Origin of the sequence: Streptococcus sp. 1055 (assembly GCF_013276815.1) — a bacterium.
In the GTDB taxonomy this organism is placed as follows: domain Bacteria; phylum Bacillota; class Bacilli; order Lactobacillales; family Streptococcaceae; genus Streptococcus; species Streptococcus pseudopneumoniae.
In genome coordinates, this window is sequence record NZ_VMLT01000060.1 from 1 (window position 1) to 12,544 (window position 12,544).

The following is a 12,544-nucleotide window of genomic DNA, read 5'->3' on the forward strand; positions in this document are numbered from 1 at the left end:
TCAGCTTCGCCTTGCCGTACTCAAGTACAGCCTGCGGCTAGCTTCCTAGTTTGCTCTTTGATTTTCATTGAGTATCAGATGAATTTCTTGGTTGTGGCTAAAAAATATGCTACACTATCAATATGAAAATTTTAATCCCTACAGCAAAAGAAATGAACACAGACTTGCCGAGTATCGAGGCAACACCTTTAATACCAGAAAGTCAGGCCGTGCTGGATGCCTTGGCCCTCTATTCTGCTAGTCAATTGGAGAGTTTTTATAAGGTATCAGCCGAGAAGGCTGCGGAAGAATGTCAAAATATCCAAGCTTTGAAAAGGCAAACTGCTCAACACTACCCAGCTCTTAAACTTTTTGATGGGCTTATGTACCGCCATATCAAGCGAGATAAGTTGACCGAGGCGGAACAAGCCTATCTTGAAAATCATGTCTTTATTACTTCGGCTTTGTACGGTGTCGTTCCAGCCTTGTCATCTATGGCCCCTCACCGTTTGGACTTTTTGATGAAGTTAAAAGTCGCTGGTAAGACTTTAAAGAGTCATTGGAAGGCAGCCTATGATGAAGCTGTGAAGCAGGAAGAAGTGATTTTCTCCCTCTTGTCGTCCGAGTTTGAGACGGTATTTTCTAAGGAAATCAGAGAAAAAATGGTGATCTTCAAATTTATGGAGGATAGAGGCGGTCAGCTGAAAATTCACTCAACCATTTCCAAGAAAGCGCGTGGTGCCTTCCTGACAGCCCTGATAGAAAATCAAGTACAGACGGTGGAGGAAGCTCGTCGCTTAAGCTTTGCAGGATTTACCTACCGAGAAGATCTGTCCCAGCCACAGGAATTGGTTTTTGTTAAGGAAGTATAGAAATCAGATATTTTGTATTTGGCAATATGTATCATCAGCTATTTTAGTTTATAAATGAGAAAAAAAGCGAACAAGCTAGTCTTCTGAGTGTCAGAAAAGTAGTCTTGTTCGCTTTTATTATGTTAGTTACTTGATCGCATTGACCAAGTCTTCCGCTTGTTTTTCAAGTGAGTTTAGGACTGTTTCTTCAAGAACCAATTTTCCGTCTGCCCAAGCAGAGTCATTGACACGTGCAGCAGTGAAATCACCAACGATTTGTGTACGGATAAATGGCAAGAGGTCTTTGTAAATAGCGAAAAGTTGATCGTGACCGGCATTGGCTACAGATGATACGGTGACAAACTTGTCTTGAAGGGCAGAAGCGCCACGTGTATCAGACAAGTCAAGGGCGCGAGATAGCCAGTCAAGCAAGTTTTTTACTGTTCCAGGGATAGAGAAGTTGTAGACTGGAGAGAAGATCCAGATAGCATCCGCAGCGAGAACCGCTTCACGAGCAGTAGCTACAGCTGGATGAGTTGGAACTTCCAAATCTTGGCTGAAGAGAGGAAGGGCTGAATAATCAAGGTAGCTAACTTCCGCTTTACCAGCAAGTGCTTTCTCAGCTTCGAGCGCCATTTGGTGGTTGAAAGAACCTTGGCGTAGTGATCCGACGATAAATAATACTTTTTTAGACATGATGTGTCTCCTTTTTCTTAAATTTACGAGAATTTTCTCGTTGTTATAAAATATATTACAACAAAGCAAAACAACTTGCAAGAAATTTGCTCAGAGTTTATTTGAAAATTGTAAAATTTCGGAAACTCTAGTCATTTGTGACTGAAAAAGTAAGAACTGTTTCACTTTCAAAATCGGTTTTGTTTGAAGGAAGAAATAAAGTGCGATTGTTCTTGCATTCACTTGTAATAAAGCCCAATAGATGGTAAAATAGACGAGTGAAAAAAAGACAAAAAAAAGCAAAAAATAATCTACTGTGGCAGTATGGTCTAGGGATGACGATTTTGTTTGTGGTTATCAGTGCTTCCTTTCTGTATCTAGTGTTTCTGAGTATGAAACCTTATCAAACAGCTAAAAGTGAAGGAGAAAAATTAGCTCAGCAGTATGCAGGATTAGAGCAGGCTGATCAGGTTGACTTATACAATGGCTTGGAATCCTATTATAGCGTTCTTGGCCGTAATAAAAAACAAGAAGCACTTGCTGTCCTGATTGGAAAAGATGACCACAATATTTACGTTTATCAGCTAAATCAAGGTGTTTCACAAGAAAAAGCAGAAGCTGTTTCGAAGGAAAAAGGAGCTGGCGAGATTGACAAGATTACCTTTGGCCGTTATCAAGACAAACCAATCTGGGAAGTCAAGTCAGGCTCTGATTTTTATCTAGTAGATTTTGAAACAGGAGTATTGGTCAATAAGGAGGGCCTATGAAACTATCCAACCGTGTTTTAGAAATGGAAGAAAGTGTGACCTTGGCTGCTGGAGCTCGTGCCAAAGCACTCAAGTCTGAGGGAAGAGATATCCTGTCTCTAACCTTGGGTGAGCCAGATTTCACTACTCCAAAAAATATCCAAGATGCCGCCATTGCATCGATTCGAGATGGGCGTGCTTCTTTTTATACAGTAACCTCAGGCCTGCCAGAGCTCAAGGCAGCGGTCAATACTTACTTTGAACGCTTTTACGGCTATTCTGTAGCGCCAAATCAAGTGACAGTCGCTGCTGGAGCCAAATATTCTCTCTATACCTTCTTTATGGCTGTGGTCAATCCAGGTGATGAAGTTATCATCCCAACCCCCTACTGGGTAAGCTATGGAGACCAGGTCAAGATGGCAGAAGGTGTGCCAGTCTTTGTTCCTGCTAAGGAAGATAATCACTTTAAGGTGACCGTAGAGCAGTTAGAAGCAGCTCGCACAGACAAGACCAAGGTTTTGGTGCTGAATTCGCCATCCAATCCGACAGGTATGATTTACACCCGTGAGGAACTCTTGGCAATCGGAAACTGGGCTGTAGAAAAGGATATTCTCATTCTAGCAGATGATATCTATGGGCGCTTGGTCTATAATGGTCATGAGTTCACACCGATTTCTAGCCTATCTGAGGCAATTCGCAAGCAAACAGTGGTCATCAATGGTGTGTCTAAAATCTATGCCATGACAGGTTGGCGGATTGGCTATGCCGTTGGAGAAGCAAACATTATTGCTGCCATGTCCAAGATTGCAGGTCAAACAACTTCGAATCCGTCAGCAGTAGCCCAGTATGCAGCAGTTGAGGCTCTATCAGGTGAGCAAGATACTGTAGAAAGCATGCGTCAGGCTTTTGAGGAACGTCTCAATACCATCTATCCCCTTCTTGCTGAGGTGCCAGGATTTGAAGTGCTCAAACCGCAAGGAGCTTTCTATCTCTTCCCAAATGTCAAAAAAGCTATGGAGATGAAAGGCTATACAGATGTGACAGATTTTACAACCGCTATCCTAGAAGAAGCCGAAGTGGCCTTGGTAACAGGAGCAGGATTCGGAGCACCAGAAAATGTCCGCCTCAGCTATGCGACAGACCTAGACACGCTTAAAGAAGCAGTTAAACGCTTGAAAGCATTTATGGGTAGTGAGAATGATTGATCATTTTGAGATTAAGGTAAAGGATTTACAAATTTCAGAAGGATTTTATAAGAGTTTTCTCGCTCCTTTGGGCTATAAATTGGCTTTTAAGACTAGTTCTCTAATCAGTTTTCTTGCCCCGAACAGCCCTCATCCTGGTGGTGATTTTTGGCTGGCTCAGGGGACACAAGATCCTATTCACTTTGCTTTTTTAGCAGAAAATAAGGAAGAAGTTCAGGCTTGTTATGAGGCTGGTTTAGAGGCAGGTGGGCGAGACAATGGGGCTCCTGATTATCGCAGTGAGCATCCGATTTACTACGCTGCTTTTGTGATTGACCCAGATGGGAACAATATAGAAGTGGTTTGCCATAAAGAATAAAAAAGAAAAAGGAAAAATAATGACAAAACGTGTAACGATTATTGATGTAAAAGACTATGTTGGTCAGGAAGTGACGATTGGCGCTTGGGTTGCCAACAAATCAGGAAAAGGGAAAATTGCCTTCTTGCAATTGCGTGATGGAACAGCCTTCTTCCAAGGTGTGGCTTTTAAACCAAACTTTGTCGAAAAATTTGGTGAAGAAGTAGGACTTGAGAAGTTTGATGTCATCAAACGCTTGAGCCAAGAAACGTCTGTTTATGTGACAGGTATTGTCAAAGAGGACGAACGTTCTAAATTTGGCTATGAGTTGGACATCACAGACATCGAAGTGATCGGTGAATCTCAAGACTACCCAATCACACCAAAAGAACACGGTACAGACTTTTTGATGGACAACCGTCACTTGTGGCTCCGTTCTCGTAAGCAAGTGGCCGTGATGCAAATCCGTAACGCTATTATCCATGCAACTTATGAGTTCTTTGACAAGAACGGTTTCATGAAATTTGACAGCCCAATTCTTTCAGGAAATGCGGCAGAAGATTCAACAGAACTCTTTGAAACGGACTACTTCGGAACGCCAGCCTACTTGAGCCAATCAGGTCAGCTTTACCTAGAAGCAGGTGCTATGGCTCTTGGTCGTGTCTTTGACTTTGGTCCAGTTTTCCGTGCTGAAAAATCAAAAACGCGCCGTCACTTGACCGAGTTCTGGATGATGGATGCAGAGTACTCATACTTGACACATGATGAGTCGCTTGACTTGCAAGAAGCTTATGTGAAAGCTCTTCTACAAGGTGTTCTTGACCGTGCGCCTCAAGCCTTGGAAACCTTGGAACGTGATACAGAGCTCTTGAAACGCTACATTGCAGAGCCATTCAAACGTATCACTTACGATCAAGCCATTGACCTCTTGCAAGAACATGAGAATGATGAAGACGCTGACTACGAACATCTTGAGCATGGTGATGACTTTGGTTCACCACATGAAACTTGGATTTCAAACCACTTTGGTGTGCCAACTTTTGTCACGAACTACCCAGCAGCCATCAAGGCCTTCTATATGAAACCAGTTCCTGGAAATCCAGAGCGCGTGCTTTGTGCAGACTTGCTTGCTCCAGAAGGTTACGGAGAAATCATCGGTGGTTCTATGCGTGAGGAAGACTATGATTCCCTTGTCGCTAAGATGGATGAACTTGGCATGGACCGTACAGAGTATGAATTCTACCTTGACCTTCGTAAATACGGTACAGTTCCACACGGTGGATTTGGTATCGGTATCGAGCGTATGGTAACCTTCGCAGCAGGAACAAAACATATCCGTGAAGCCATTCCATTCCCACGTATGTTACACCGTATTAAACCATAAGAACAGGAAAACGCCCATGTGGCGTTTTTTCGAATTCCAGAGTTTTTACTTGCGTAAAAAATTTTTTTCTAGTATAATAGTTTATTGTGAGCGAACCTCACTTACCCCTTGCAAAGTCTTGGGGTCATTAGACCAAAAGGAGGAACATATCAATGGCTAAATACGAAATTCTTTATATCATTCGTCCAAACATTGAAGAAGAAGCTAAAAACGCTTTGGTAGCACGTTTTGACTCTATTTTGACTGACAACGGTGCAACTGTTGTTGAATCAAAAACTTGGGAAAAACGTCGTCTTGCATACGAAATCAAAGATTTCCGTGAAGGACTTTACCACATCGTTAACGTTGAAGCAAACGACGATGCAGCTCTTAAAGAGTTTGACCGTCTTTCAAAAATCAACGCTGACATTCTTCGTCACATGATCGTCAAAACTGACGCGTAAGAAGGTAAACTATGATTAACAATGTTGTACTTGTAGGGCGTATGACACGTGACGCTGAGTTGCGTTATACCCCATCAAATGTAGCAGTTGCGACTTTTACTCTTGCAGTAAACCGTACATTTAAGAGTCAAAATGGCGAACGTGAGGCTGATTTTATCAATGTCGTTATGTGGCGCCAACAGGCTGAAAACCTTGCTAACTGGGCTAAAAAAGGCTCACTTATCGGGGTGACAGGCCGTATCCAGACTCGTAGTTACGATAACCAGCAAGGACAACGTGTCTACGTGACAGAAGTCGTGGCTGAGAATTTCCAAATGTTGGAAAGCCGTAGTGTGCGTGAAGGTCATACAGGTGGAGCTTACTCTGCCCCAACTGCAAACTATTCAGCACCTACAAATTCAGTGCCAGACTTTTCACGTGATGAAAATCCATTTGGAGCAACAAATCCATTGGATATTTCAGATGATGATTTACCATTCTAATGGACAACTAAAATTATAAAGGAGAAAAAACATGGCTCAACAACGTCGTGGCGGATTCAAACGCCGTAAAAAAGTTGATTACATCGCAGCAAACAAAATTGAATATGTTGATTACAAAGATACTGAGCTTCTTAGCCGTTTCGTTTCAGAACGTGGGAAAATCCTTCCTCGTCGTGTAACAGGAACTTCAGCTAAAAACCAACGTAAAGTAACAACAGCTATCAAACGCGCTCGCGTAATGGCTTTGATGCCTTTCGTAAACGAAGATTAAAGAAAAGACCCGGTTGGGTCTTTTTTTCAGATCCAGTGGACCTCTTTTTCATGAGCTTGAAAACAAGAAAGTGAATTAAGACCCCGACGGGTCTTTTTTCACGAGATAGTTTTTTTCTGACCTTGGCGTGCTATAATAGTAATAGAAAGAGTAAAGGTGGGTAAGTCAAAGATGAATTGTACGATTAGAAATATGATTAAGTCTGATATTGAATCCTTATCTCATGGATTTATGAATCAAGGTTGGCCTGGTAGAGAGGAAATTTTGGCTAGATATTTTCTGGAACAGGAAAGTGGGGAGAGAGAAGTCTTAGTTGCAGAGATTGATGGTGCTGTAGCGGGCTACGTTACCATTTTGCCCTCTGCTAAACATGGTCCTTTTGCAGAAGTCTATCCAGAATTATCAGATTTTAATGTGTTTGAGCCTTTTCGAAATCAAGGGATTGGGAGTCAACTGCTAGAAGAGGCAGAAAATCGAGTTAAGTTTTTTTCAGACAAAGTGACGTTGGGTGTAGGTTTGCACTCAGGCTATGGACCTGCCCAGAGATTGTATATCAGACGGGGCTACATTCCAGATGGGACAGGTGTCTGGTATCGAAATCAACCCTTGGAAATGAATGCTACTATTCAAAATAATGATGATTTAGTTCTGTACTTATCAAAGAAGTTCGAATAAGAGATGGCGAATTTCTTTGAAAATAGGGGATTTAGCTACTTTATGGTATAATGGAAAGAGTTAGATTGAAAGAGGTAGTGAGATGGATGCCAAATTAAGATACAAGGCAAAGAAGATCAAGATTGTCTTTTTTGATATTGATGATACATTGCGAAATTCCAAGACAGGTTTTATTCCGTCTTCAATCCCAACTGTTTTTAAGCAATTACGTGAGAAAGGAATCTTGACAGGTATTGCTTCTGGACGGGGGATTTTTGGTGTTGTACCAGAGATTCGTGAACTGAATCCTGACTTTTTTGTGACCTTAAATGGGGCTTATATCGAAGATAAAAAAGGTCAGGTTATTTATCAACATCAGATTGAGAAGTCAGATGTTGAGGAGTATATTTCTTGGGCCAAGCAAGAGGAAATAGAGTATGGCTTGGTTGGGAGTCATGATGCCAAATTGTCGACTCGTACCGATATGATTAGTGAAGCTATCAATCCAATTTATCCCGATTTAGATGTAGATCCTGATTTCCATGAAAAAGAAAATATCTATCAGATGTGGACTTTTGAAGATAAAGGAGATGACTTGCACTTGCCTGACAGTCTCTCAGACAAACTTCGCATGGTTCGTTGGCATGAGCATTCGTCTGATATTGTGCCGATTTCAGGCTCCAAAGCGACGGGGGTGGAAAAGGTTGTGGAACATCTTGGCTTGAAACCAGAGAACGTCATGGTTTTTGGAGATGGCCTCAACGACTTGGAACTCTTTGATTATGCTGGAATCAGCGTTGCAATGGGAATTTCTCATGATAAGATCAAAGAAAAAGCAGATTATATTACAAAAGCACTAGAAGAAGATGGCATTTTTGATGCCTTAGAAGGATTTGGTATGGTAGAAAAAGAATTGCATTTCCCACAAGTAGACATTGAAACAGTAGAAGGTCCTATCGCGACTATTAAGACCAATCACGGAGACTTGCGTATTAAACTTTTCCCTGAACATGCTCCTAAAACAGTAGCTAACTTTGTAGCTCTTGCAAAAGATGGTTACTATGATGGTGTCATTTTCCACCGTATTATCAAGGACTTTATGATTCAAGGTGGAGACCCAACTGGAACTGGTATGGGTGGCGAGTCCATCTACGGCGAATCTTTTGAGGATGAATTCTCAGAAGAACTTTACAATGTCCGGGGTGCCCTTTCTATGGCCAATGCTGGTCCAAATACTAACGGCAGCCAGTTCTTTATCGTGCAAAATCAACACCTGCCTTATTCTAAAAAAGAAATTGCTCGTGGTGGTTGGCCAGAACCGATTGCGGAAATCTATGCCAATCAAGGTGGAACTCCTCACCTAGATCGCCGTCACACGGTTTTTGGTCAGCTAGCTGATGAAGCTTCTTACGCTGTCTTGGATGCCATTGCTGCTGTTGAGACAGGGGCTATGGACAAGCCAGTTGAAGATGTCGTGATTGAAACAATTGAAATCGAGGACTAAGATGAAAATCGGTGATAAGCTAAAGGGGCGTATTACAGGGATTCAGCCCTACGGTGCCTTTGTTGAGCTAGAGACAGGTGATACGGGGCTGATTCACATTTCAGAGATTCGGACAGGATTTATTGAAAATATTCATGAAGCCTTGAAAGTCGATGAAGAGGTTCAGGTTCAGGTAGTGGATTTAGATGAATTTACAGGGAAAGCAAGTCTTTCTATCCGCACTTTGGAGGAAGAAAAGCACCAGTTTCCGAGACGGAGACGCTTTTCAAGCGACCGTTTTAACTACGGCTTTGCGCCTCTTAAACGAATGATGCCAATTTGGACTAGAGAAGCCTTGCACTATTTAAAAAAGAAGAAGTAGTTTAGAATTTTATATTTTTTGTAATGTTAATATAAATCTGCTATAATAGGACCATGGAAGAAGAACAATTATTAAAATCAGGGGAGCGAATTAACCAGCTCTTCTCAACAGATATCAAAATTATTCAAAATAGAGAGGTTTTTAGCTATTCGGTGGATAGTGTTCTCTTGTCACGTTTTCCGCGTTTTCCTAAAAAGGGCTTGATAGTGGATTTTTGCGCTGGAAATGGAGCAGTAGGGCTATTTGCTAGCACTCGTACTCAGGCACAGATTTTGGCTGTTGAGATTCAGAAGCGTTTGGCGGATATGGCTGAGCGCTCTGTCCGTTTGAATGGATTAGAGGAGCAGATGCAGGTCATCTGTGATGATTTGAAAAATATGCCTGCTTACATCCAGGGAAGTAAGGTGGATATGATTTTGTGTAATCCGCCCTATTTCAAGGTGGATCCTCATTCCAACTTAAATGAGAGTGAACATTATCTCTTGGCGCGCCATGAAATCACGACCAATTTGCAGGAAATCTGTCGTAGTGCCCAGAGTATTCTCAAGTCTAATGGACGGTTGGCTATGGTTCATCGTCCTGACCGACTCTTGGACATTCTGGATATGTTGCAACGGCATAATCTAGCCCCTAAGCGCCTGCAATTTGTCTATCCCAAAAAGGAAAAGGAAGCCAATATGCTTTTGATTGAGGCTATCAAGGATGGCTCGACAAGTGGCTTTAAGGTCTTGCCACCTCTCATTGTCCACAATGATGATGGCTCTTATACGCCGGAACTCGAAGAGATTTATTATGGATCATAAGGCTTATATGTACGTGCTGGAGTGTCGTGACGGATCCTACTATACAGGTTATACGACTGATGTGAGAAGACGCCTCGCTGTCCACAATAGTGGGAAGGGAGCCAAATACACACGAGCACGCTTGCCAGTCAAACTTATCTATGCTCAAGGTTTTGCCAGTAAGGAAGAAGCCATGTCGGCTGAAGCCCTTCTCAAGCGTAAGAAGAGGCCACAGAAGGAAAGATTTTTATCTGAAAATCAAGATAGAAATTTAGTCAGTTATTTTGAAGAATCGTGGGGAGTCCTTTGACTCCTCTTACCTTTGTCAAAAAGCGAAAAAAATGCTACAATAAAGAAAATAAACAAAATGAGGTATTATCATGTCCAAGATTCTAGTATTTGGTCACCAAAATCCAGACTCAGATGCCATCGGGTCATCTGTAGCCTTTGCCTACCTTGCAAAAGAAGCTTACGGTTTGGATACGGAAGCTGTTGCCCTTGGAACTCCAAATGAAGAAACAGCCTTTGTCTTGAACTATTTTGGTGTGGAAGCACCGCGTGTCATTACTTCTGCCAAAGCAGAAGGAGCAGAACAAGTTATCTTGACTGACCACAATGAATTCCAACAATCTGTATCAGATATCGCTGAAGTAGAAGTTTATGGTGTGGTGGACCACCACCGTGTGGCTAATTTTGAAACTGCAAGCCCACTTTACATGCGTTTGGAGCCAGTTGGTTCAGCGTCTTCAATCGTTTACCGTATGTTCAAAGAACATGGTGTAGCTGTGCCTAAAGAGATTGCTGGTTTGATGCTTTCAGGTTTGATTTCAGATACCCTTCTTTTGAAATCACCAACAACACACCCAACAGATACAGTCATTGCTCCTGAATTGGCTGAGTTAGCTGGTGTAAACTTGGAAGAGTATGGTTTGGCTATGTTGAAAGCTGGTACAAACTTGGCTAGCAAATCTGCTGACGAATTGATTGACATCGATGCTAAGACTTTTGAATTGAACGGAAATAATGTCCGTGTTGCCCAAGTAAACACAGTGGACATCGCTGAAGTATTGGAACGCCAAGCAGAAATTGAAGCTGCAATGCAAGCTGCTAACGAAGCAAACGGTTACTCTGACTTTGTCTTGATGATTACAGATATCGTCAACTCAAACTCAGAAATCCTAGCACTTGGTGCTAACATGGATAAGGTTGAAGCAGCCTTCAACTTCAAACTTGAAAACAATCATGCCTTCCTTGCTGGTGCCGTTTCACGTAAGAAACAAGTGGTACCTCAATTGACTGAAAGCTTTAATGCGTAAGATTTTAGGTGTCAGTTCAAAATCGGAAAGTCTAGTTTGCCTTATATCGAAAGGAGTTTCGGCTCCTTTTTTTCTAGGAGTGAAGCATGTTAGAAAATGGCGATTTGATTTTTGTGAGAGATGAGTCAGATATGGGACAGGCCATCCAGACTTCCACAGGCAACTATAACCATGTTGCCATTTATTTGGATGGGATGATTTACCACGCTAGTGGACAGGCTGGTGTTGTCTGTCAAGAACCTGCAGACTTCTTTGAGCCCAATCACTTGTACGACCTCTATGTTTACCCAGAAATGGATATCCAGTCTGTGAAGGAAAAAGCTTGCAAACATCTAGGAGCACCTTATAATGCTTCTTTCTATCCAGATGGAGAAGGCTTTTACTGTTCCCAGTATATGGCAGAAATTCTCCCCATTTTTGAAACCATTCCTATGAAATTTGGAGATGGGGAGCAGGAGATTAGTGATTTTTGGAGAGAGTATTACAGAGAACTAGGTCTGCCTGTTCCTCTGAACCAGCCGGGGACCAATCCCAGTCAGTTGGCAGCATCGCCTCTGTTAGAATGTAAAGAAAGGAATCTTCATGATTCAGATTTTTAATCCATCTCGTTTGACGAGACAGCCATTTTTTGGAGAATTAATCCGCTATCTGGACCAGCATGAGGATGTGATTTTGCGAGAAATTAAGGCTCAATTTCCAGATGTGGCAGTTGATAAACTCATGGAAGAGTATATAAAGGCAGGCTTGATTCTACGAGAAAATAAGCGTTATTACCTTAATCTTCCTATGTTTGAATCACTCGATAGTCTCGAACTGGATCAAGAGATTTTTGTCAGCGAAGATAGTCCGGTCTATCAAGCCTTGTTAGAGCAAAGTTTTGAGACGGAATTGCGCAATCAAACCAATGCAGCTATTTTAGTTGAAAAGACGGACTTTGCGAGATCAAAAATGACCCTGTCTAATTATTTCTACAAGGTCAAACATCAGTATCCTTTGACAGAAAAACAGCAGGAACTTTATGACATTTTAGGAGATGTTAATCCTGAGTATGCCCTCAAATACATGACAACTTTTTTGCTAAAATTTCTCAAAAAAGATCAACTGATGCAGAAACGCCGTGATATCTTTGTGGACAGTTTGGTCGTCTTGGGCTATATTGTCCAAAATGAAGATGGAAAGTATGAGTTGGCTGTCGATTTTGACAAGGAGAGATTAACTTTCTATTTAGTGTGATTGCTTTTTCTGAGCACATTGTTTGACTTTATCTACCGATAAGTTTATACTAATGTAACCGATAACACATATCGGAATAAAACTAAAGGAGACAATCATATGTCACTTGAAAACAAATTGGAACAAGCAACAGGCGCTGTCAAAGAAGGTTTTGGTAAAGTTACTGGAGACAGCAAGACAGAACTTGAAGGAGCTGTTGAAAAAACAGTTGCTAAGGCAAAAGAAGTAGTTGAAGATGCTAAAGGTGCTGTAGAAGGTGCCGTTGAAGGTTTGAAAAACGCTTTTAAATAAAAATAGAAAAAATCAAGGGTTTTATTTCCC

The 12,544-nt window shown here is 41.7% G+C and carries 18 protein-coding genes; 17 read left to right on the forward strand and 1 reads right to left on the reverse strand.

The features are described from left to right. The first annotated feature begins 122 nt into the window (after positions 1–122). Positions 123–851: a peroxide stress protein YaaA gene (gene yaaA, locus HT699_RS06075; RefSeq protein ID WP_023933180.1), complete on the forward strand. Its 729-nt coding sequence runs from the start codon at positions 123–125 to the stop codon at positions 849–851. Between the two features lie 126 nt (positions 852–977). Here yaaA and HT699_RS06080 read toward each other — a convergent pair whose 3' ends face one another. Beyond that, entirely contained in the window at positions 978–1,526 is a 549-nt protein-coding gene (locus tag HT699_RS06080; protein ID WP_000039623.1) for an NADPH-dependent FMN reductase, read from the reverse strand. 257 nt (positions 1,527–1,783) lie between these two features. On the opposite strand from HT699_RS06080, the gene HT699_RS06085 reads away from it, so the two are divergent. The 16 genes from HT699_RS06085 (at position 1,784) to HT699_RS06160 (ending at position 12,514) form a co-directional block, all read left to right on the forward strand. Further along, complete coding sequence (locus HT699_RS06085; protein WP_000747177.1) at positions 1,784–2,272, forward strand: DUF5590 domain-containing protein; 489 nt, start codon at positions 1,784–1,786, stop codon at positions 2,270–2,272. After that, positions 2,269–3,456, forward strand: a complete 1,188-nt coding sequence (locus tag HT699_RS06090; RefSeq protein ID WP_000777796.1) for a pyridoxal phosphate-dependent aminotransferase — start codon at positions 2,269–2,271, stop codon at positions 3,454–3,456. The genes HT699_RS06085 and HT699_RS06090 overlap by 4 nt, the downstream gene beginning before the upstream one ends. After that, the gene (locus HT699_RS06095) at positions 3,449–3,814 is read left to right on the forward strand and encodes a VOC family protein (RefSeq protein ID WP_000565214.1); all 366 of its coding nucleotides are present in this window, start codon (positions 3,449–3,451) and stop codon (positions 3,812–3,814) included. The genes HT699_RS06090 and HT699_RS06095 overlap by 8 nt, the downstream gene beginning before the upstream one ends. A gap of 16 nt (positions 3,815–3,830) precedes the next feature. Next, on the forward strand, positions 3,831–5,177 hold the full coding sequence (gene asnS / locus HT699_RS06100; protein ID WP_161802379.1) for an asparagine--tRNA ligase: 1,347 nt from the start codon (positions 3,831–3,833) through the stop codon (positions 5,175–5,177). 152 nt (positions 5,178–5,329) lie between these two features. Beyond that, on the forward strand, positions 5,330–5,620 hold the full coding sequence (gene rpsF / locus HT699_RS06105; RefSeq protein WP_001151784.1) for a 30S ribosomal protein S6: 291 nt from the start codon (positions 5,330–5,332) through the stop codon (positions 5,618–5,620). A gap of 11 nt (positions 5,621–5,631) precedes the next feature. Further along, positions 5,632–6,102: a single-stranded DNA-binding protein SsbA gene (ssbA, locus tag HT699_RS06110; protein WP_000609606.1), complete on the forward strand. Its 471-nt coding sequence runs from the start codon at positions 5,632–5,634 to the stop codon at positions 6,100–6,102. A gap of 31 nt (positions 6,103–6,133) precedes the next feature. Next, entirely contained in the window at positions 6,134–6,373 is a 240-nt protein-coding gene (rpsR, locus tag HT699_RS06115; protein WP_000068664.1) for a 30S ribosomal protein S18, read from the forward strand. Between the two features lie 171 nt (positions 6,374–6,544). Continuing rightward, positions 6,545–7,048, forward strand: coding sequence for a GNAT family N-acetyltransferase (locus HT699_RS06120; protein WP_031222773.1), 504 nt, complete (start codon positions 6,545–6,547; stop codon positions 7,046–7,048). Between the two features lie 82 nt (positions 7,049–7,130). After that, positions 7,131–8,531, forward strand: coding sequence for a bifunctional Cof-type HAD-IIB family hydrolase/peptidylprolyl isomerase (locus tag HT699_RS06125; RefSeq protein ID WP_023940251.1), 1,401 nt, complete (start codon positions 7,131–7,133; stop codon positions 8,529–8,531). A 1-nt stretch (position 8,532) separates the two neighbouring features. Beyond that, positions 8,533–8,892 carry a S1 RNA-binding domain-containing protein gene (locus tag HT699_RS06130; protein ID WP_000689593.1) on the forward strand — a complete coding sequence of 120 codons (360 nt, stop codon included), beginning with the start codon at positions 8,533–8,535 and terminating at the stop codon, positions 8,890–8,892. A gap of 53 nt (positions 8,893–8,945) precedes the next feature. Continuing rightward, positions 8,946–9,695, forward strand: coding sequence for a tRNA1(Val) (adenine(37)-N6)-methyltransferase (locus HT699_RS06135; protein ID WP_172934171.1), 750 nt, complete (start codon positions 8,946–8,948; stop codon positions 9,693–9,695). Continuing rightward, positions 9,685–9,984 carry a GIY-YIG nuclease family protein gene (locus tag HT699_RS06140; RefSeq protein ID WP_172934172.1) on the forward strand — a complete coding sequence of 100 codons (300 nt, stop codon included), beginning with the start codon at positions 9,685–9,687 and terminating at the stop codon, positions 9,982–9,984. The genes HT699_RS06135 and HT699_RS06140 overlap by 11 nt, the downstream gene beginning before the upstream one ends. A gap of 70 nt (positions 9,985–10,054) precedes the next feature. Continuing rightward, positions 10,055–10,990 carry a manganese-dependent inorganic pyrophosphatase gene (locus tag HT699_RS06145; RefSeq protein ID WP_172934173.1) on the forward strand — a complete coding sequence of 312 codons (936 nt, stop codon included), beginning with the start codon at positions 10,055–10,057 and terminating at the stop codon, positions 10,988–10,990. A gap of 86 nt (positions 10,991–11,076) precedes the next feature. After that, positions 11,077–11,589 carry a YiiX/YebB-like N1pC/P60 family cysteine hydrolase gene (locus tag HT699_RS06150; protein ID WP_050208354.1) on the forward strand — a complete coding sequence of 171 codons (513 nt, stop codon included), beginning with the start codon at positions 11,077–11,079 and terminating at the stop codon, positions 11,587–11,589. After that, on the forward strand, positions 11,573–12,223 hold the full coding sequence (locus tag HT699_RS06155; RefSeq protein WP_050138138.1) for a DUF1803 domain-containing protein: 651 nt from the start codon (positions 11,573–11,575) through the stop codon (positions 12,221–12,223). Before HT699_RS06150 ends, HT699_RS06155 begins: the two co-directional genes overlap by 17 nt. A 99-nt stretch (positions 12,224–12,322) precedes the next feature. Continuing rightward, complete coding sequence (locus HT699_RS06160) at positions 12,323–12,514, forward strand: CsbD family protein (protein ID WP_024478880.1); 192 nt, start codon at positions 12,323–12,325, stop codon at positions 12,512–12,514. Positions 12,515–12,544 lie beyond the last annotated feature (30 nt).